We start from the raw sequence: 18,196 nt of genomic DNA on the forward strand, positions 1-18,196 counted from the left end.
ATGCACACTCCGGCCATGACTTCATCCATCCTATCCCGTCGCTCCATGGTCGCCATCGCCATGATTTTCCTGCTGTCCGGCCTTCGTGCCGCGGAAGCCACACCGGAAGATCTGCTCCGTCTGGGGCTGTTTGAGGAGGAGGCGAACCGGAACTTCGACAAGGCTGCCGAGAGCTACCGCGCCGTGGTCGCCGCGCATGACCGGCAGCGAGCGCTCGCGGCGACGGCGACCTTCCGCCTCGGGGAAATCGCGCGCAAGAAGAACGACAGGGATGCCGCCGCCGCCGCGTTCCGCACCGTGGCCCAGAGATTCCCCGAGCAAACCGATCTCGTCCGCATGAGCCGGGAAAATCTGGCCGCGCTCGGCATGGCCCTGCCAAACGCTCCGGACGCCGGCACCTCGGCCGGGCCCCCGCCGAAAGATCCGGAGGATGTCGAAATCGAGCAACTCAAGGGCCTCGGCCGTAGCAGCCCGGACCTGATCGACGGGGCGACGGAGAATGGCTGGCGCCACCTGCACCTCGCGGCGGTCACCGGACGGATGAGGGTTTTGTCCTACCTGATCGAACAAAAGGTGGACGTTGACAGCCGGACGATCCGCGAGCAATTCACCTCCCTGCAACTCGCCGCCATCCATGGCCGTCTGGAGGTGGTGAACGCTCTCCTCGCCGCGAATGCGAAGATCGACGAAACCGTGAAATTCGGACCGAACATCAATGAATTGCTTCCTCCAAAAGATGAAAAACTGGGCAACTTGCGCGGAGAGTGGGCGGCGCTCGATCTCGCCATCCTCTATGACCGCCGCGAGGTCGCGCGCGCCTTGATCAAGGCCGGGGCGGATGTCAGACGCGTCGGTCCTCAGTTGGCATGGATCAAGGACGAACCATTGAATTCCCTTCTCCTCGCCATCTGTTTCCGCAGGAACACGACCGCCCATGACATCATAAGCGCCATCTCGGGTTATGGTGATCCTGGAGAAGCGCTATTCTCCAGGGATCTGCTGTTCGCTGTCAGATACAATGGCGACCTGGTGGAACCACTCATCAATATGGGAAGAAGGTTCGGATATTCCAATCCGTCGGGAGGGATTCAACCACTCATTGCCGCCGTATCGAGGGACAGCCTGCCGACGACCAGATTGCTTGTCGGGTCGGGAGCGGATCCGAAGGCTGTGGATGAGAACAAGCGCACCGTTTTGTTTGCTGCCAGGAGTCCGGAGATGGTTGATTACCTCCTTTCGTTGGGGGTGGAATTGAATGCGAAGGACAAGGATGGTCTCACCGCGGTCGGCTCCGTGATTTCCGGACGCTCGCAAGACAATCCGCTCGTTTTCGAGACCTATCTGAAGCATGGAGCACTGATGGAGGAGCCGGAGGCAATGATGTCGAGAGCTTCTGGGGAAATGCTCACCACGGTGCTGGACAAGGTCATCTACCCGAAATCCTGGCGGGCTGACAGGCTTCTTCTCTCGCTGGATTCCCCTTTGTATGGCACCGTCGGAAGCGACGGGAGCATGGAGCAATCTTACAAACGTCAGATGAGGGTTCTGGAAACGAAGTCCGGGGCCGCGGGTGATCTCCAGCCGCTCATGACATATGCGGCGACCGACGAAATAAAGAAAATGATGGTGGGAAACAGCTGGGTGCTCAGCATCATCCGTCGTGACGCGCAGGGAGGTTTCAACGAGATCCGGATCGGCAAATGGAATCCCGACAGCAAGGAGTGGCGGAATTTGACAAAGGATGCCAAAGGCGACCAACTGAAGTGGGGAGACATCATCGAGATCCGTAGTGAAAGGTATGGGGACACCCGCCGGAAAAACTAAGCGAACACACGCTTGGACATTGTCAGCCGGGTGAGGTAGCACAGCCCCGTGAATTCATGGCAACCGGCGGTAGATGTGGTGAAAAACTGTCTCAAGGCGGGCGTGGGCGAGTACGTCGTCTGCGCCGGTGCGAGGAACGCGGCACTGTTGGAGGCGCTCGCGAGGGCGGAATCCGCCGGACTCGTGCGGGTGTGGCGGCATTTTGAAGAACGCAGCGCCGGATTTTTCGCCCTCGGGCGGACGATGGAAACCGCCCAACCCTGCGCGGTCATCACCACCAGCGGCACGGCGGCGGCGGAGCTTCTGCCCGCGGTCATCGAGGCCCATTATCAGGCGCGCCCCCTGGTGGCCATCACGGCGGATCGTCCGGAGTCGTTCCGGGGAACCGGCGCTCCGCAGAGCATCGTGCAGCCGGGGATTTTTGGAAACCACGCGTGGCAGGGGACCTTCGCCGATTGGGATGGGAAGCAGCCGCTGCATCTGAACGCGGAGTTCGATGAAGAGTTCGAGCCGGGTGAGGAGAATTTCTCACGGCTTACCCTCGGTGAATTCCGTCCGGCGAAGGACCGCCTCGACGTGGCGGCGCTGGCGCGCTGGCTGCGGGAGGAGCACTACAAGGGCATCGTCGTCATGGTCGGCGGACTGGAACCGGACGAACGGGAGGACGTGTTCCATTTTTGCAACGACCTTGGCGTGCCGGTGGTGGCGGAGGCCACCAGCGGCCTCCGAGAGGGGCTGGAACGCTTGTCGATCCACGATGCGGACCGCGTGCTGAAGGCGCATCCGCCAGGGAAAATCCTGCGCCTCGGCGAGGTTCCGAGCGGCCGTTTCTGGAGAGATTTGGAGAATCTGCCACAGGTTTCCGTATGGTCGGTCTGCCGCAACGGCCTGCCCGGCCTCGCACGGGAGTCGAATGTCATCCGGGGGACGCTCAACCGCGTCCTGTCCGCATTGGGCGACATTGAATTCGCGGACGACGCGCTGGACCTCCTTTCCGCCGCCTCCAGCCGGGCGAACCGCATCGATGAGCTCCTGGAAATCTATCCGGACAGCGAGCCCGCGCTGCTCCGCACGCTTTCCCACTACGCATCCATCGGCGGAGGATTGTTCCTTGGCAACAGCATGCCCATCCGCGAGTGGAACCTTTTCGCCCAATGGGCGCGGCCCGTTCCCTCCGTACGGGCGAACCGGGGGGCGAACGGCATCGACGGACAAGTCAGCACCTGGCTCGGCTGGTCTGCGGACGTCAGTGAAACCTGGGCCGTCGTCGGCGACCTCACCGCCCTTTATGATCTCGCCGCGCCATTCGTGCTGGAGCAGATCAACTGCCAGGGGCGCGTGCTGGTCGTGATCAACAATGGCGGCGGAAAAATCTTCGAACGCCTTCCACGTTTGCAAACCATGAGCCCGCGGGCCGCCGAGTGGATGACCAATCCGCAAACCGCCGATCTCTCCGGCCTCGCGACCCTCTGGAACATGGACCACGTCCGCGTCCGCACCGTGGACGATTTCGACCGGTTCGAGGCTGGGGAAAAAACCTTGTTGCTGGAAATCGTCCCCGACGCCGCCCAGACGGCGGATTTCTGGGCCGCGTGGGACCGGATCAGGCATTGAGAGAAAAGAAAATCCTGTTCTTGCCAAGCATCGTCCCGCCCGTTACCCCTTTCCGCCTAAGCGCAAGCGCACTGGTCCCGTGGTCCAATGGATAGGACGATGGTCTCCGAAGCCGTAGGTTCAGGTTCGATTCCTGACGGGACCACCACTAACAATTTGTTTGTAATAAGTGGTTTATATAAATGTTGTGATCGCGCGATAACAAGAGGTCCTGGATCACTTCGGGACAAGGTAGTCGGCCCGTAGCTCTGGAAAGGCTCAATTGACGTCTCCGAGCTCTTCGATATGGATGGTCGCATATCCGCGGTTGTTCCAATAAAACCAAGGAACATCGTTCATAAAAAAGGAGAGTTTCCCGCTCTTGGTCGCGATGAATTCCACTTGATTCCCTTCGAATGCCAGTATGGTCGAGGAATCCCGTTGGACGGTGCACAAGAGTTGCATGTAGCGGTGGATCTTCGAACGCTTGAGCCAGCCCAGGAGGCTTTGGATGCGCGAGACTCTGGTGATTCCACTCGGGTCCGGGACAGGGATGCCAGCGTCCCACACTCCCTCGAAACGGTTTACCAACAGGCGATATCTTTTGCCCGCGACCACATCGATGCCGGAGTCATTCCAATAAAGATCGGCTCTCACGAGCACGTTGTCATCGAACAATTTGCGGACATGCCTGACGGATTCGTGAAGATTGTTTCCGGGGTCTCGGACAAATCCATCCGGGTTGCCCATCACCCGGTCCGCCCACTTGAAAAAGCCCTTCCATTCCTCATGCCTCTCATACTGCGGCAAGGCGAGTTGTGTATAATTGGCGGACATCAGATTGTCCGGCAGTGTTTCCAGATCGATGCCCAGAAATTCCTGCCAGTTGGGAATGACCGCCAGGCCGTGCGAGAAGGCCGCGGAAACCATCCACTCCAATGTGATGTTGGAGAGTCCCGTCTCCCGATAGCCGCCTCCGATGTCGGAATGCACCCCGCAAAACCACTTTTCAACCACATTGTGCCCCTCTTCGGGTGTTCCGTGGAGGACGGGTTGAAATTTGCTTCTACGCTCGTCAAGCGCGACCGCATGATAGGCATTCGCGACCTTTTTGTCGAATCTGGTGTCGTGGAAATCCCACTCCCATCCCAAGGTTTTCGCGAGAGAATGCCTCATGAGAGGCAGGCCCAGCGTTCCGACGGTATCCCAGACGCCGATGAAGTGAACCGAGGCGGGATGACTGAATTGATTGCGGAAAACTTTGGATTTGATGGATTTGGATTTATCGGGCGTGTTCTTCTCCCGATATAAGGCGACGGCATCCGCGATCTTGGATGGATCGCGAACGATGCCGCTGTTGCAGATGAGTCCGGCGAGGCTTCGAACGGTGTATGCTCCGCGGCTGAAACCGAAAAGGAAGATTTCGTCGTCCGGGTTGTAGACGTCACAGAGGAATTTGTAGGCCAGGCTGATGTTCCGGCTCAGCCCCCACCCGAAGGCTCCTCCGGTCACCTCCTCTCCTTGGACCGAACCGACGCCCTCGACATAGAGGACAATTTGTTCCAGGCCGGCATCGTCCTTCCGAGCGACAATGGCGGCTACTTTGGAAACGTTTGTTGAAGTCAGTTTGCCGGTTTCTTCCTCGGCCAACTCGGCTTTGTTCCAAGTGCCGTCCGCGCAGATGACGATCCTTTTCTTCATACTGATGGTGGGAGGTGTCGTAGTCCCTCAGTTTGGAACGATCCAGATTTCGAAATGGTTCTCCGGTTTGCCGAATTCAAGGTATTCACTTAAAGTGGTGAGTTCGCGCTTCAAGCGCATGCGCTGTGAAATCGAGTTCAATTTGGGAGCTTGGTCCACATCAACCTTTTCCTGCTTTTCAAGTTTTGAGATCTCGTTATTGAGACGCTCGACCCTATTGGAGGAGACCGGATCCGAAGTGGAAAGATCACGGACCCGGGTCCGCAACCGTTCCAATGCTTCCTGGCGTTCGGGTTGATTCATCCGGCCGTCGCTATAAAGATCGAAGTTGGTGAATGTCATGTCGCAGAATTGTTTGAGATCTTCGTCCAGGGCCTTTTTGGACGTGTCTTTTGGCGGAATATATAGCTCCGTCACTTCGAGAATCTTGAGGATGTTCGAGCGGTAGTCGGCGTCGCCCCGTGCGAATATGCAGAGGCTCATGCCCGGATCTTTCCCGTCGATGCCAAACGGTATGAATTTGGGATCGGGGATGATGAAGCGCCTGGTGGTCCGCAGGAGCTCCGCCGTTTTCCAGGCTTTCTCCGCCGTGGCTTCTTCGTCGCCGGTGTAGAGGATTTCGCAGTGGGGTGGCAATTCGTTCAGCTCGTCAAAGTCGCGGAGGCGGAACTGTTGCTTCATCGCTTCGATATCACCATCGAAACCGGCGTCGAGGGCTGTTCTGGGCAGGTCGGCTTTTCGCGGGTATCGTTCTTCGCGGAGAATGTCGAGATAGGTCTTGTAGGGGACAAGGCCCCTCAGATCCTCGTTTCCGAACAGGCATTTTTGCAGGTAGCTGTCAAATGATTGGAGTGTGGTGTTTCCGTCGACGAATTTTGCGAGGATGTCGTTCCAGCGGTCCTGATTCCGCAAATAACGCGGTGGCGGGAAGACAGCGGTAAATGATTTGGTCTTCCATTCGGGCGAATCGGCGTCATCGGAATCGGATGGTGGTAGCGCGGAGGACTCCTTGAATACATAACGAGCCATGGCGAGGGAGATCTCCCGGTCGCTGTTGATGAGGTCCTCCGCTTGTGACAACAAGGCTTTGAAATCGGGCGATCGGGTGTGACCAGCGACCAGTTCCCGATAATCCATGCGGTCCTGATGTTTCTGTTCGCGGACCAATTCCGCCGTGCGGCTGCTGTAGCGGTTTACGGCATAACAGTAGAATCCCAACAGAAAGAGGACGGCGAGGCCGGCGAATACCGCTGATCTGGAGACCACCATCATCCATTTTTCCGTCAGCTCCTCGGAGTTGAACAGAATGACCAGCAGACAAAAGCAACCTCCGGCTACCAGGAACAGCCACCACTGGTTGAGCGACAATCGGGCGAGGTAGATGAAGGCTTCCCCGGCAAATATGACGGCGGCGGCGCAAAAGAAAATGGCTGCTCCCGTGCCAATCCTGCGGATCCAGGCGGGAACGGCTTCGCGGCGACCCTTCAGGCGCATGCCCAGTCCTATGATTGTGCCTGAGATGAAGATTGGCAATGGATTGGATAAAGCCGCATGTGTGTATCTTCCTATCGAGCGGAGGAGGCCGGGATGCAGAAGCGACGCCCATGACTGTATCCAGAAGACAATGCCGAAGCTTTTGTCCAGTGGCGGATCTGACACTGCTGTGTGACCGGCGTGCCCGCTGATGTAGGCGGACTCGGCATCCAGTTTGGTCAGTGTCGTATGGAACAGACCGTAGAGGCCGAGAGCGACGATCAGCATCCCGAATAAGAGGAAAATGGTCCGTGGGCGAGGGAGCATGATCTGAGGGGACGGAAAGTTCTCCAAGTAGATTTACTTGGATAGCGGCCAGACTGATGAAATCATCCGGGAAGTCAAGATTGGTCTGATAGAACAAGCGGATGACGTGACAGGTAACGGGATGATTCGCAGCTCTGGACGGCATCGTGGCGAATATGTCAATCCGCCGCCGGTAGCTTCATATGAGGGTTGGGCCCTCGTGGTCATCGGTTCAAAGCGGAGATGGTTCATAACTCTTGATCATCTATCGATCCGTCATTGTTGGAAGTTCCGGATAAATAGTAATAATACGTAAAAATGGCTGGCATTACTAACAAGTCCTGATAGAGAGAAAATCAGTTTTGAGCTGATTACATCCGGGGTGATGGTGTTATCTGGACCGGTCGGGCTCGAATGATTTAATATCTCCTCGTATGACACTCATGACATTGATATTCCGGTCGGATGGGGCAGGGAGGTTCCGGCGGCGCGTTTCGTCCTGCGGTGCCTGTCTTGCCGCGTTACTGTCGACCTTTCTGTTCGTTCCCGCGAACGGCCAGCCCGTGCAACTGGACGTGAACGACGTGTCTTTCCTGTGGCCAGTACCGACCTCGCCGGAGGACGTCGACCAGCTCATATCGATGGATCATCCCTGTTCGGATGGGAACATCTGGCCCGATGACCTGTTCAAACAAGTCATCGAGACCGCCGGCGCCCGTGAAGTGGAAGCCATGGTGAACGGAACATCCAGAAAGTTCGCGATCACATTCGAAGAGGAGTTGACGAAGGTTCATACTTGGAAAATCGCGGGAATACGGATCAACCCCGCATCGGCCGGGACCTCTCCCCAAGTCTTGGAAAAGATTGGCCAGATTCCCGGTATCCGCCTGATCGCGCAACCAGTCACTGTGAAAGATGGCAGGGTGGTGGTGCACGATTATGCCGCCCATGTGGTGTTCAATTTCCTCAAGCCGGATGCCCGGGGAAAAATACAGCCTCCCTTCCAAGCGGATGATGCCGCATTGGATGCGATTGTCGCAGATCTGAAGGAGATCCGTGATCTCGTTTCAGCGGGTGCGGCCACACGAGGGGTTCCGCTGGATGTCCATCCTGGTTTTGTGAAAAAAATTCCGGGCTTCCAGAGCAGGTTGCAGGCGTTCCTGATGAAGCATCTGAACCGCAGGCGGTTCCAGGTGGTCTCGTTCATGGGAATCAAACCTCCGGAACCGTGGATATTCTTTTCCGTCGCGAGAGCTCCTGACACGGCGTTCGGGCCACGTGCGGTGGGTGGCTTCGCTCCTCCATTGCAGGAGGGCGGAGCCGCGCCTGTCCTGGCGCAGATGTTCATCGCGCTTCCGGGGGCCGACCATAAGGTTGTGCCCGCGCCCTCGGCGGATCCCGCCACCGGCTTCGGCATAAGCACCGCGCTGTTGTTCGAGAAGGGGATTGAAGCAAAGTTGGGTCATCCTCTCTTCGCACAAGGTTCCGCCGGACCCTTTTCTGAAGCAAGAATCCGGGACGTGCCGGATATCATCGCCAATCCCCGGTTCCAGAATACGATCACAACGGACTGTGTCAGTTGCCATACGGACTTCAGCAGGAAGGTTGAGCTTGGGATTGACGATCCGTCCGGCCGATTCGCTTTCAAACGGCCGGACGGCATCTCGGGCGTCAATGATAAACTCCTGCCGGGACGATCCGGGAAAAGTCCACCGGGGTTGCCCTCTTGGAATGTGAGGAATTTCGGATGGTTCCCGGACTTCTTCGACGGCGGAAAAACCTTGCCAACGATTTCGCGGCGGGCCGCCAACGAAGCGGCGGAGTCGGCCGAATTCATCAACAAGTGGATCGCCAGCCGGCCGGCGGTTCCGGCAGAAGGGAATGATTGACGTCCAGAGCTGGCCAGAGTCTCGGAGCCGAGCAACCGGAGATGACCATGAGCGATAGCCGATATACGAAAAGGAAGGGATTCGGGGAGCGGATCATCGACGGAGCAACCGTGGCGATCTTTCGCCGCATCAACCGTTGGGTGGAATGGCACAGGCTTCCCGGACTGCTCGGCGTGGCGAACCTGATTTCGTTCCGCATCGAACTCAGGGCACATAACCTCCATGATACGGACGGTGACCTCACCCAGCCCAAGAAGGAATGTCCCTTCCATCCCGGTCCCAACACAACCAAGATGCGGACAACCGGCGGGACGCAGAATGACATGCGCTTCCCGGCGATGGGATGCCGCCATTCACGACTGGGGCGCAACATGTTGCCTCTGTCGCCGGTGCAGGTTGGATCGGATCTGCTTGAGCCCAACCCGTTGTTGGTGAGCAAGGAGCTCCTTGCCCGCAAGGAGTTCGTTCCGGCGACTTCCCTCAATCTTCTTGCGGCCGCCTGGATACAGTTCCAGGTTCATGATTGGTTCAATCATGAGAGGGAAGCCCCGGGGGGAGGCGACCCCATACTGGTCCCGAGGGAAGGAGATTGGGAAAGTCCGACAATGCTCCTCCGCCGGACCCGTCCGGATCCCACCAATTCAGATCCCCTGAATGCCAGGTTTCCGGCATTCCGCAACGATGATCCCCAATGGTGGGATGCCTCCCAGATTTATGGAGAAACGGACGAGGAGATCCGGGCCTTGAGGTTTGATCCTGACACGGGCGAGTTATGTCGCAATGGAAGGCTTTACATCAATGCCGCGGGCTTTCTGCCGGTCGTGACGGCCGAGCCGGGGGCTCCCCCTGCACCATTGAGCGGTACTACCATGAGCGGGTTCACGGACAATTGGTGGCTGGGACTTGAGATTCTGCACACCCTTTTCGCAAAGGAACACAATGAGATCTGCGATTTGTTGGCAACGGCTGAACCTCATCTGGGGCAACAGGAGATCTTTGAAAGGGCGCGGCTCATCAATTGTGCGGTCATGGCCAAGATCCACACGGTCGAATGGACTCCGGGGATCCTCGCCCATCCAGCAATCAAGACCGCATTGGACGCCAACTGGATGGGCCTGGTCGGGCATTGGTTCGGTGAGGGCTTGGCCCGCAAGATAGCGGGATTTCTTCCCGACGGGGTGATCAAGGATGTTTTCACAGGCGTCCCCCTGTCCGAGACCGACCATCACGGCGCGCCCTATGCCCTGACTGAAGAATTTTCTTCGGTCTATCGGCTCCACCCTTTGATTCCGGACGAAGTCGAAATTCGGAACCACAGGAACGGGCGGGTGCTCGGAAACTATGGGATGACGGAGATCGCCTTTGGCGAGGCGCGGAGGCCCTTCCGTGACGGCGCTTCCATGAGCGACGCGATTTATAGTTTCGGCACTTCGCATCCTGGAGCGATCACCATCAACAACTATCCGGGCTTCTTGCGCGCCTTGGAACTTCCTCCGGACGCCGAGGGCGCGATCGAGAAGCTGGACCTGGCGGCTGTCGACATCCTGCGGGATCGCGAGAGAGGTGTTCCGCGTTACAATGAGTTCCGGCGCCAGCTGCGGATGAAACCGATTGAAAGCTGGGATGAGCTCTCAGGAGGTAGGCCGGCCCTTGCTGCCAAGCTCCAAACGATCTACGGCGAGCTGGACAAGGTTGATACGATGGTGGGAATGTTTTGCGAACCACTGCCAAAGGGCTTCGGGTTCAGCGATACGGCATTCCGCATCTTCATCTTGATGGCTTCGAGGCGGCTGAAAAGCGACCGGTTTTTCACCACCGATTATCGTGAGGAAATCTACACCGGGACGGGGTTGGAATGGATACGGAAAACCGGTATGAAGGAGGTGATCCTCCGCCATCATCCTGAGCTCGCGCCCGCCTTCGAGGGAGTCGGGAATCCCTTTGCTCCATGGAAGTCATCGGGATCGGAGTCCTGAAGGACCTGCGGTCCGTCAGGCGGTCTTACAGTGCGGCGATTGGCAGGCTATCTGTCGACCGCTTTGTCCTGCTTCGGCAAAAGGACCCGGAGAGGGGAGGATATCAGCAGATCGGGAAACCGTCGGAAGCAGCCGTCCCTCTTCCGCTTGGCCCGATTTCGGAACGTTGGAATGCGGGAGTTCTTATTCAGTCGGAATGTCATAGATCTGGCGCTGGATCTGAAGTTTGGGCTTGGGCGTGGTGACCTGCGCCCGGACCGACGGCCGGGCCATGCCGTCGAGGGCGGAAACAAGCGCGACAAAGTTAGGCTGCCAGAGGCCCGAATGGTCTGAAACAGCGAAGTCGGGAACGGTGAACCCCCAGTGAGGCGACTGGTAGCCATCTGGAGATATGTGTTTTGGAACCAGCCGGAACGCCTTGCCACTCGCTTGGTCCGTGGATGTCTGCAGCCAAAGATCAAGTCCATCATTGGTCGCCCTGGCACCGTTCCTGAAGTTCTTCGAGACGATCTCTTTGAGAGGTTCGTCTCCCGTCCAGGGAATGCGGGGATAAGAGCGCGGTGAGCCGGTGAACTCAAAGTTAAGGAGATCGGCGTTATGCCCCATGGCCCGGTAGAGGGCATCGTTCTCCTTGCGGTTTGCCACGTGTCCGGAGCGATCGGGGAATGCAAGCACGTCGCGGTTGAACCGGAGGTATATTGGTAGCAGGGACCGCACAGGAAAGTCGGACTCGCTCGCGATGGTCACGAAGAGAGGAACATTGAGTCCACCCCGGCGATAGGTGATTTTGTGGGTCTGCATGAGCTCGTTGACCTGTCTCATCTCCTGCGAGTTGGTCGCGCTGTTGATCACCACGACCGTGTCGGCCAAGGGCGTGATCTCGGTGCCGTCCTCGCCAAGCGCCCGGCCGATTTCGCCTGCGAGATGCTGGCTGGTCACCTGGGTCAGGATCTTGCCTCCGAACGAATGGCCCACCATGACGACGCTGCCGTTCGCATTGCGGCGGGCGGTTGCGGAAATCGACCGCAAGGCCGTCAGCATGGTGGGTCCGCCGATGCGCTTCGCGGCGGCGTCACGGTCCCAAAGATCAATGCCGGTAGGATAGGGCCATGAGGTGCCGCGCCATGCGACATACACGCCGTAGATCGGTGTGCCTGAGGAGCGGTCGAGCTCGGTCAGCATCTTCTTGAAGCTGGCCAGGTTGCCCTCGGTCTCGTTTCCCGGACTGGCGTTGTTGTTCCATCCGTGGATGAACACCACCACCTTGAGCGGGCCGCTTGCCGATTTCTCCTTCAGATCCTTGAGGAGCATGATCAGTTGTGTGGTCCCGCCATCCTGATTGTTCATGCGCCACATTTCTCCCTGGTCGTCGAATTCCACATAGCCCAGGCTCACGGGGCGGCCTCCGCGGCCGCCCGGAATCGGATCCAACGTTTTGGCGAAGGCCGCGGATTCGTCGCTGGTTTTATTATCCATCCGATACGGCTTGTGAGCGAGTTTGCCCGTGATTGTCCGGGATACAAAGCATGATGTGACCATAGGGCAGACAAGAGCCACCAGCGCGACAAGTAAAAATCTTAATCCGGACATGCCGTGTGTTAGAATATATGACCTGACCGCGCAATCCTAATCCGAGGGCCTTTCTTGTTTAGGGAATGTTGAAATTTCATTTGTGACGGGTGTTGTTCTGCCGGCTATTACGGGAACCGGCGCCTTCAACGTCCGGCGCTTCCCGCCACGTTCATGACCGGGTTCCTGGAAGCGGATCTGCTATATATAAATTGCCGCCTCACGTCTTTTCTTCTTTCCGTCACTGTGGTTTCCGTTAGGATGCCGCCAATCGTTATCTCCCGCTCCTCCATGGTGAACAAGAAACCGTCCAGATGAACCCCGGCGAGGACGAATCGGTATCGAGCCACCTCGTCCATCCCCTGGACGAAGACATTGTCTGCCAAGGCGGGTCACAAAGCCGTGCCGTCCGGCTTTTCCGGAGCGGGAAGGACAGCCGCCAGAATCTTTTCATCCGGAGAGCGGTTCATTGAACCGCTCCGATCATTGTCTCACGCAGCCAGCTTTAGTAACATGAAAACGAATCCAGTCGCACCAATTTTCGCTTCTCTTCTATTGGCCGTTGGCGGTCTTGCCTCTCCGCTGCGGGCTCAAGCACCGCATTTCGATGTGAACGATGTTTCCTGGCTGTTTCCTATGCCGTCCAAACCCGAGCATCTCGGCGCCGTGATCTCGATGGACTCGTTGAAGACGGCGGCGGGTGAACCGCTGTGGCCCAAGTCGGCCTTTGACGGGATATTGGCCATTGCCGACGGGAAAGATGCGGCTTTGCCTCGATTCCGGATCAATCTGCCTTCCGAGGTCCGTCAAATGTCGGTTTGGAAAATCGCCGGGGTCCGTTTCGATCCGAGCGCCCCGGGGGCTGGGGCGGAGATCATCGAAAAATTCGGAAGTGATCCCCAGATCCGGCTGATTCTGCAACCGGTTACGGGCAACCCTCCAGCGCCTCACGACATCACGATCCATCTGATTTACAGCTTCAGAAGCGGCACAGGTGCGGCCAACGGGGCGAATCTGCTTCCAAAGGCGATACCCGACGAAGCCGCCTTCCTGGAGGTCGTCAGAGACCTCGCCGCCGTCAAGTCCGTCTCCGCCAGCTTGAACGCGCCTACTTCGGGTCGGGAGATGGGCGTGCATCCCGGACTGGCCAGCCCTTCGGCTTCCGCCAAGGTCAGGAAGGCCATGGAGGATACCCTGCGCGAACATTTGCCGAAGGGGAGGCTGCGGGCGATGGCGATCATGGGGCTTCCCAATGGTCAGGAACCGTGGATCTTCGTTGCGGTGATTGTGACTCCCGATGGAAAGTGCGTGGTTGCCCCGGGATTCAACATGCCTGACAAGGAGCAGAAGGCCCAGGCCCTCAGTTTTCTCTCCGGCCCGGAGGTCCTGCCCGTACCTGTCACGAACAACCGTTCGCCGATCACCAATCAGAGCATCGTACCCCTTGATATGAGGCGGGGTGTTTCGACGGCTGTTCTTTTCAAAGACGGTCTGGACCTTGGAGCCAAGGCGCAGATCGCCAAAAAGGGGGATGATGGAAGGCCTGTTCTAGACGGGGAGGCGACAAACCGGGACATTGTGGATATTATAGGCAATCCCGTCCGTTCGCATTTCTTCAATACGGACTGCGTGAGCTGCCATACCGAGACAACCCGGGCGGAGTTGTTGAAAATCAAATCGGGACCCTTTGCGTTCGCCAAGCCCCCCGGCCTCTCCAAATTGGGAGAGCCGGTTACCCCGAAAACCCAATGGAATGTCCGTAACTTCGGTTGGGGGCCGAAAAGTGAACGAATCGAGACCGTCAGCCGGCGGGCGTTCAATGAAACCGCCGAATCGGCCGAGTTCATAAACAAGATCTATCTCCCGAGACTGGCACCTTGAGGTTCCCCGGCATTTGGATGTTCACCTCGTCAACCCTATGCGGAAGTCCATCCCCTCATCTCCCTCCAACGAAAACCTTGAAGCGCGAAACAACCGCCATGAATATCAAAAAAAGCATTTTACCTTTCGTGAAAGCAGGCCGTCTGGCGATTCTGCTGGCATGTGTCGCCGGCTGCAACAAGGGGCATCTGGAAGCCGCGCCTCCTGATGGCGGTGAAGGCCATTCCGGACAGGGACCGGTCTGGCTTGAGCAGGGTTGGACAAGGGCGGAAAGTTCGGAATTTTATCTCAAAAACCAGGGTTCCCAACTGATTCCCTTCGAGTGGTTCATCCATCTTGAACAGGCGGGAAGTGAAAAGCTGTTCCGCTCTCCGGAAAACATGGACTCGCTGGGTTTCATCCGGCAACCAACAAGCCGGGAAAACCCGCATGAGTTGCCAATCGGCTTCGTTCTTGATGACAGTCCGGACGCGGCCGACATCGATCCATCGCTTTCGTCGTTCGAGCCAGGATACGTAAAATCGGATTTTCCGAAGGCTGAAAGGTGGCTGGGACTTACCTGCGCCTCCTGCCACACCGCGAATATCACTTTTAACAAAACCACCCTCCGCATTGATGGTGGTCCCGCCATGGTTGATCATGAATCATTTCTGGTGAGGCTGTCCGATGCCATGCGGGAAACGTGCGATGACACAGCTAAATTCGAGCGGTTTAGGACTGGAATCAGCGGACCGGAGGGGCTGTTCGACACCACGAGATTGAAGGCCGAACTGCAATCCTACACGATCCACTTGGAAAAGTTGGTAAAAAGGAATCGGGCGGAGCATCCCTACGGGTTTGCCCGGCTTGACGCCTTTGGAGCCATTGTGAACGAGATTACCGTGGCCGCGCTCCGGATACCGGAGAACCACCAGGTGTCTGATGCGCCGGTGAGTTTTCCGTATCTCTGGTATGCCCGGGCTCTGGATTATGTGCAATGGAACCGGTCTGCGGACAACGCGATAGCCCGGAACGTCGGCGAAGTGTTGGGAGTGTATGGCAAGCTCAAGCTGGATGGCGCGCCGGCGACAGGACAGTTCAGGTCCACGGCGAGGATCCAGAACCTGGATCGACTGGAGCAATTGATCGACTCCTTGAAGGCTCCCCAGTGGCCCGAATCTGTTTTTGGTGCGATAGATGCCGGCAAAGCGGAGCGCGGGGCGAAGCTCTATTCGCAGAACTGCAAGGGATGCCATCCGCTTCGCGACGAACAGGGCAATTACCCGATGACGCCGCCCAATCTCGCCGGAAAGCAGTTCATCAAGACTCGTTCGCTACGCCCCCAAGAGATAGGGACCGACCCGAAAATGGTGGAGAATTTTCTGTTTCGGAAATCCATTCCCGGAGTCTTGAAGCCGTATCTACCTCCAGACGAGCAGGCCAAGGACAAGGTTTCCGCAGGACTGCTTCTGAAGGCCGCCGTGGCGGGGGTGATCAAGCGTTTCAAGGACGAGACCGGACTGGACAATCAACAGATGCTTGCAATGGCCGGGGGGCATGTTCCCGATCCGTCCGCGCCGCCCAATATTCCTACGGGATATATATGCCGGCCGCTTCATGGAATCTGGGCGACGGCTCCTTTCCTGCATAACGGATCAGTGCCGAATCTCTATCAAATGCTCCTGCCGCAAGAGCAGCGGATGAAGTCGTTCTTCGTCGGCAGCCGGGAATTCGATCCCAGGAATGTCGGATTTCTCACCAGTTCATCCACGGAGCGGTCCTTCAAATTTGAAACCGAGGCCGCTGATGGAGCTCCGGTTGCGGGCAACTCCAACAAAGGGCACAGCGGCCCGTCTTTCACCCAGACGAAAGGCGAGGATGGCAATTTCAGGGACTTTACCGATGCCGAACGCTGGGATCTCGTGGAGTATTTGAAGACGTTGAGATAAGCTTCCGCTGCGCGTTGCCGCCGCGCCCTCCTCCTCAAGAGGCTTGGGTCGAATCGCCTGGGGAAACCAAGGCTTTCCAATGATTGCCAATAGGACGCGGCCTCCGGATCCTCGGGTTCAGGTTCGATTCCTGTGGACCACTTTCCAAGTCATTCGCGTCCGGCGTCCGGCCAGATCGATTTGAGTCCTTCGACACTGATCGAGTGGATGGTGACATCCCCTCCTTCGGCTTTCATGGAGAGCCCTTCCTCCTTGGGTTGGAAATAGCGGGTACAGGAGATTTCTCCATGGTTGATGAAGGTTTCCACGGAGGCCCGGTCGATGAGGATCTCGATGGATTTCACGGGAGTGAAGCTTGCATGCCTGCCGGTGCCGGCATCGAGTGATCCGGAGTCCAGCGTGACGGCGAATCCCCTGAGGTTGAAGTGCAGTTTCGCTCCTTCCGGGATGGAGGCTTCCGCCCGGATGCGGAACAGTTCTCCGGTGGTGGCGAGGGATGTTGTCTCGCCCGCTTTCACCGCGAGGCCGGTGAGCTCCTTTCCGTCCTTCCGGAGCTTGTCGAGTTCCCGGACCGGCTGGCGGAAGAGGCGGAGCCCGTCTTTGGTTTCGTGGAGCGTCAGTTCGCAGGGGAATGAGATCTGCTGGGAAAACGGCATGTCCTTGAAATCGGAGCCACGCATCCATGCGAGCTGGATCCTGCGGCCGTCGGCCTTGTCGGTGTTGTCGAAAGATTGGGTGGCGTAGAAGTTATGGCCGCCGACGTCGCTGAGGTGGCGCGGGGTTTCCTCGGTGAACTTTTTTCCATCGAAGGTGCCGAGGGAATACTTTCCGTCCGCGTGGACGAGCGCCCATTTTCTGACAGAAGGATTCCCGGCCACGGGCAGCTCGAAGAAGTCCGGACACTCGAAGGCGTCGTTGATGGGGTTGTTTTCGTTTTTCCAATCCAGAAGGTTGGAGGAGGTGAAGATATGGTATTTGCCGCCGCCATACATCATCATGACCCAGTGCTTTCCCGGGGCATACCAGAAGACCTTGGGGTCCCGTTCGGGGAAATCCAGTATAGGGTTCTTGTCATGGAATTTCCATGTTCGGCCATGGTCGAGGCTGTAGGAAATGCCGTGGCTGTGGTTGTCCGCATGGGTCCAGAACGCGACCATCGGCGGGTTTTTCCTGTCGGGCGAGAGACCGGAACTGTTCTGGTAGTCGATGACACAGGTGCCGGATTGCACGCCGTCATCCAGATTTTCCTCCGAGAACGCGGGTTCCAGCTCCTCCCAGTGGATGAGATCCTTGCTGACGGCATGGAGCCAGCACTTGTGCCAGCGCTGGGCGAAGAGGTGGTATTCGCCATCGTAATAGACCATGCCGTTGAGGTCGTTGATCCAGCCTTCCTGCCTCATGCCGGGATTGAGGCGATCCATCGTCCATTGTCGTGCCGTGAAGTGGAACTGAGGGCGCAGGGGCTCCTGATAGAGGCGGCCTTTTTCCAAGGGCATGGCTTCGGGCGCGTCCGTCAGGACCGGTTGGCTGAGGTTGATGTGGCCCCAATGGCCCCTGGCCTTGTCGATGACGACGAGCCGCGCCTGCCTGCCGAGCCATGGCTTCACGTCCCATGACACGGGGGACAGGCGGTCGCTGTTCCGGCCGGTGGCGCGTTTCACGGTTTTCCCATCCACGACGAGATCGACACAGGCGTGCATCTCGTAATCTCCGCCGCCGATCCGGAACGCGATATAGGGCTTGGTGATTTTGAAATCCGGCGATGTGAGGGTGCCCGTCGGGCCGTCATCCTCGATCTCGCTGCTGATGAGGGGGCCTTCACCCGCGTTTTCGATTTCCAGCTTCTTGAGCAGTCCTCCCGGGGCGGGGCCCTTTTTGAAAGCATCTCCATCAGCCTGCCAGTTTCCATAATCCGTTTTGCGGAATTTACCGATGGGTTCGTCCTCCGCGCGACACACGGGCAGGCATAACGGGAGCGCGAGTAAGGAAATGAAGATAGGTGATTTGTTCATGGACAAGGGTTTTGGGGTGGATTCTGAAATTAGCAGTTAGCGGT

Annotated in this window: 10 protein-coding genes and 1 tRNA gene; 7 read left to right on the top strand and 4 right to left on the bottom strand. The window is 57.8% G+C overall.

The features are described 5' to 3' along the window. Window positions 1-15 precede the first annotated feature (15 nt). From JIN84_RS13375 to JIN84_RS13385, 3 genes are all read left to right on the top strand, one after another. On the top strand, window positions 16-1,824 hold the full coding sequence (locus JIN84_RS13375) for an ankyrin repeat domain-containing protein (protein ID WP_200351544.1): 1,809 nt from the start codon (window positions 16-18) through the stop codon (window positions 1,822-1,824). Between the two features lie 48 nt (window positions 1,825-1,872). Continuing rightward, the gene (locus JIN84_RS13380; RefSeq protein WP_200351545.1) at window positions 1,873-3,438 is read left to right on the top strand and encodes a thiamine pyrophosphate-binding protein; all 1,566 of its coding nucleotides are present in this window, start codon (window positions 1,873-1,875) and stop codon (window positions 3,436-3,438) included. A 73-nt stretch (window positions 3,439-3,511) separates the two neighbouring features. Continuing rightward, a tRNA-Arg gene (locus JIN84_RS13385) sits at window positions 3,512-3,586 on the top strand. A 110-nt stretch (window positions 3,587-3,696) separates the two neighbouring features. Here JIN84_RS13385 and JIN84_RS13390 read toward each other — a convergent pair. Both JIN84_RS13390 and JIN84_RS13395 read right to left on the bottom strand, forming a co-directional pair. Beyond that, complete coding sequence (locus tag JIN84_RS13390) at window positions 3,697-5,118, bottom strand: DUF2235 domain-containing protein (protein WP_200351546.1); 1,422 nt, start codon at window positions 5,116-5,118, stop codon at window positions 3,697-3,699. 27 nt (window positions 5,119-5,145) lie between these two features. Then, window positions 5,146-6,879: a hypothetical protein gene (locus JIN84_RS13395; protein WP_234043456.1), complete on the bottom strand. Its 1,734-nt coding sequence runs from the start codon at window positions 6,877-6,879 to the stop codon at window positions 5,146-5,148. 461 nt (window positions 6,880-7,340) lie between these two features. Here JIN84_RS13395 and JIN84_RS13400 point away from each other — a divergent pair, with 461 nt between their 5' ends. After that, on the top strand, window positions 7,341-8,786 hold the full coding sequence (locus JIN84_RS13400) for a hypothetical protein (RefSeq protein WP_200351548.1): 1,446 nt from the start codon (window positions 7,341-7,343) through the stop codon (window positions 8,784-8,786). A gap of 47 nt (window positions 8,787-8,833) precedes the next feature. Beyond that, entirely contained in the window at window positions 8,834-10,762 is a 1,929-nt protein-coding gene (locus JIN84_RS13405) for a peroxidase family protein (RefSeq protein WP_200351549.1), read from the top strand. Between the two features lie 183 nt (window positions 10,763-10,945). On the opposite strand, the gene JIN84_RS13410 is transcribed toward JIN84_RS13405, so the two are convergent. Further along, window positions 10,946-12,238 (bottom strand): alpha/beta fold hydrolase, encoded by a 1,293-nt coding sequence (locus tag JIN84_RS13410; RefSeq protein WP_200351550.1) that lies wholly within the window; start codon window positions 12,236-12,238, stop codon window positions 10,946-10,948. A gap of 729 nt (window positions 12,239-12,967) precedes the next feature. On the opposite strand from JIN84_RS13410, the gene JIN84_RS13415 reads away from it, so the two are divergent. Both JIN84_RS13415 and JIN84_RS13420 read left to right on the top strand, forming a co-directional pair. Further along, the gene (locus tag JIN84_RS13415; protein ID WP_200351551.1) at window positions 12,968-14,212 is read left to right on the top strand and encodes a hypothetical protein; all 1,245 of its coding nucleotides are present in this window, start codon (window positions 12,968-12,970) and stop codon (window positions 14,210-14,212) included. A gap of 98 nt (window positions 14,213-14,310) precedes the next feature. After that, the gene (locus JIN84_RS13420) at window positions 14,311-16,140 is read left to right on the top strand and encodes a di-heme-cytochrome C peroxidase (protein ID WP_234043457.1); all 1,830 of its coding nucleotides are present in this window, start codon (window positions 14,311-14,313) and stop codon (window positions 16,138-16,140) included. Between the two features lie 149 nt (window positions 16,141-16,289). On the opposite strand, the gene JIN84_RS13425 is transcribed toward JIN84_RS13420, so the two are convergent. Beyond that, on the bottom strand, window positions 16,290-18,152 hold the full coding sequence (locus JIN84_RS13425; protein ID WP_200351553.1) for a glycoside hydrolase family 32 protein: 1,863 nt from the start codon (window positions 18,150-18,152) through the stop codon (window positions 16,290-16,292). Window positions 18,153-18,196 lie beyond the last annotated feature (44 nt).

The organism is Luteolibacter yonseiensis (genome assembly GCF_016595465.1).
Taxonomy (GTDB): Bacteria; Verrucomicrobiota; Verrucomicrobiia; order Verrucomicrobiales; family Akkermansiaceae; genus Luteolibacter; species Luteolibacter yonseiensis.

What these genes read in the sequence shown, in the direction of transcription:
- JIN84_RS13375 (WP_200351544.1), top strand. Translation starts at nt 16, where the DNA reads ATGACTTCATCCATCCTATCCCGTCGCTCCATGGTCGCCATCGCCATG.
- JIN84_RS13390 (WP_200351546.1), bottom strand. Translation starts at nt 5,118, where the DNA reads ATGAAGAAAAGGATCGTCATCTGCGCGGACGGCACTTGGAACAAAGCC.
- JIN84_RS13395 (WP_234043456.1), bottom strand. Translation starts at nt 6,879, where the DNA reads ATGCTGATCGTCGCTCTCGGCCTCTACGGTCTGTTCCATACGACACTG.
- JIN84_RS13400 (WP_200351548.1), top strand. Translation starts at nt 7,341, where the DNA reads ATGACATTGATATTCCGGTCGGATGGGGCAGGGAGGTTCCGGCGGCGC.
- JIN84_RS13405 (WP_200351549.1), top strand. Translation starts at nt 8,834, where the DNA reads ATGAGCGATAGCCGATATACGAAAAGGAAGGGATTCGGGGAGCGGATC.
- JIN84_RS13410 (WP_200351550.1), bottom strand. Translation starts at nt 12,238, where the DNA reads ATGGATAATAAAACCAGCGACGAATCCGCGGCCTTCGCCAAAACGTTG.
- JIN84_RS13415 (WP_200351551.1), top strand. Translation starts at nt 12,968, where the DNA reads ATGCCGTCCAAACCCGAGCATCTCGGCGCCGTGATCTCGATGGACTCG.
- JIN84_RS13420 (WP_234043457.1), top strand. Translation starts at nt 14,311, where the DNA reads ATGAATATCAAAAAAAGCATTTTACCTTTCGTGAAAGCAGGCCGTCTG.
- JIN84_RS13425 (WP_200351553.1), bottom strand. Translation starts at nt 18,152, where the DNA reads ATGAACAAATCACCTATCTTCATTTCCTTACTCGCGCTCCCGTTATGC.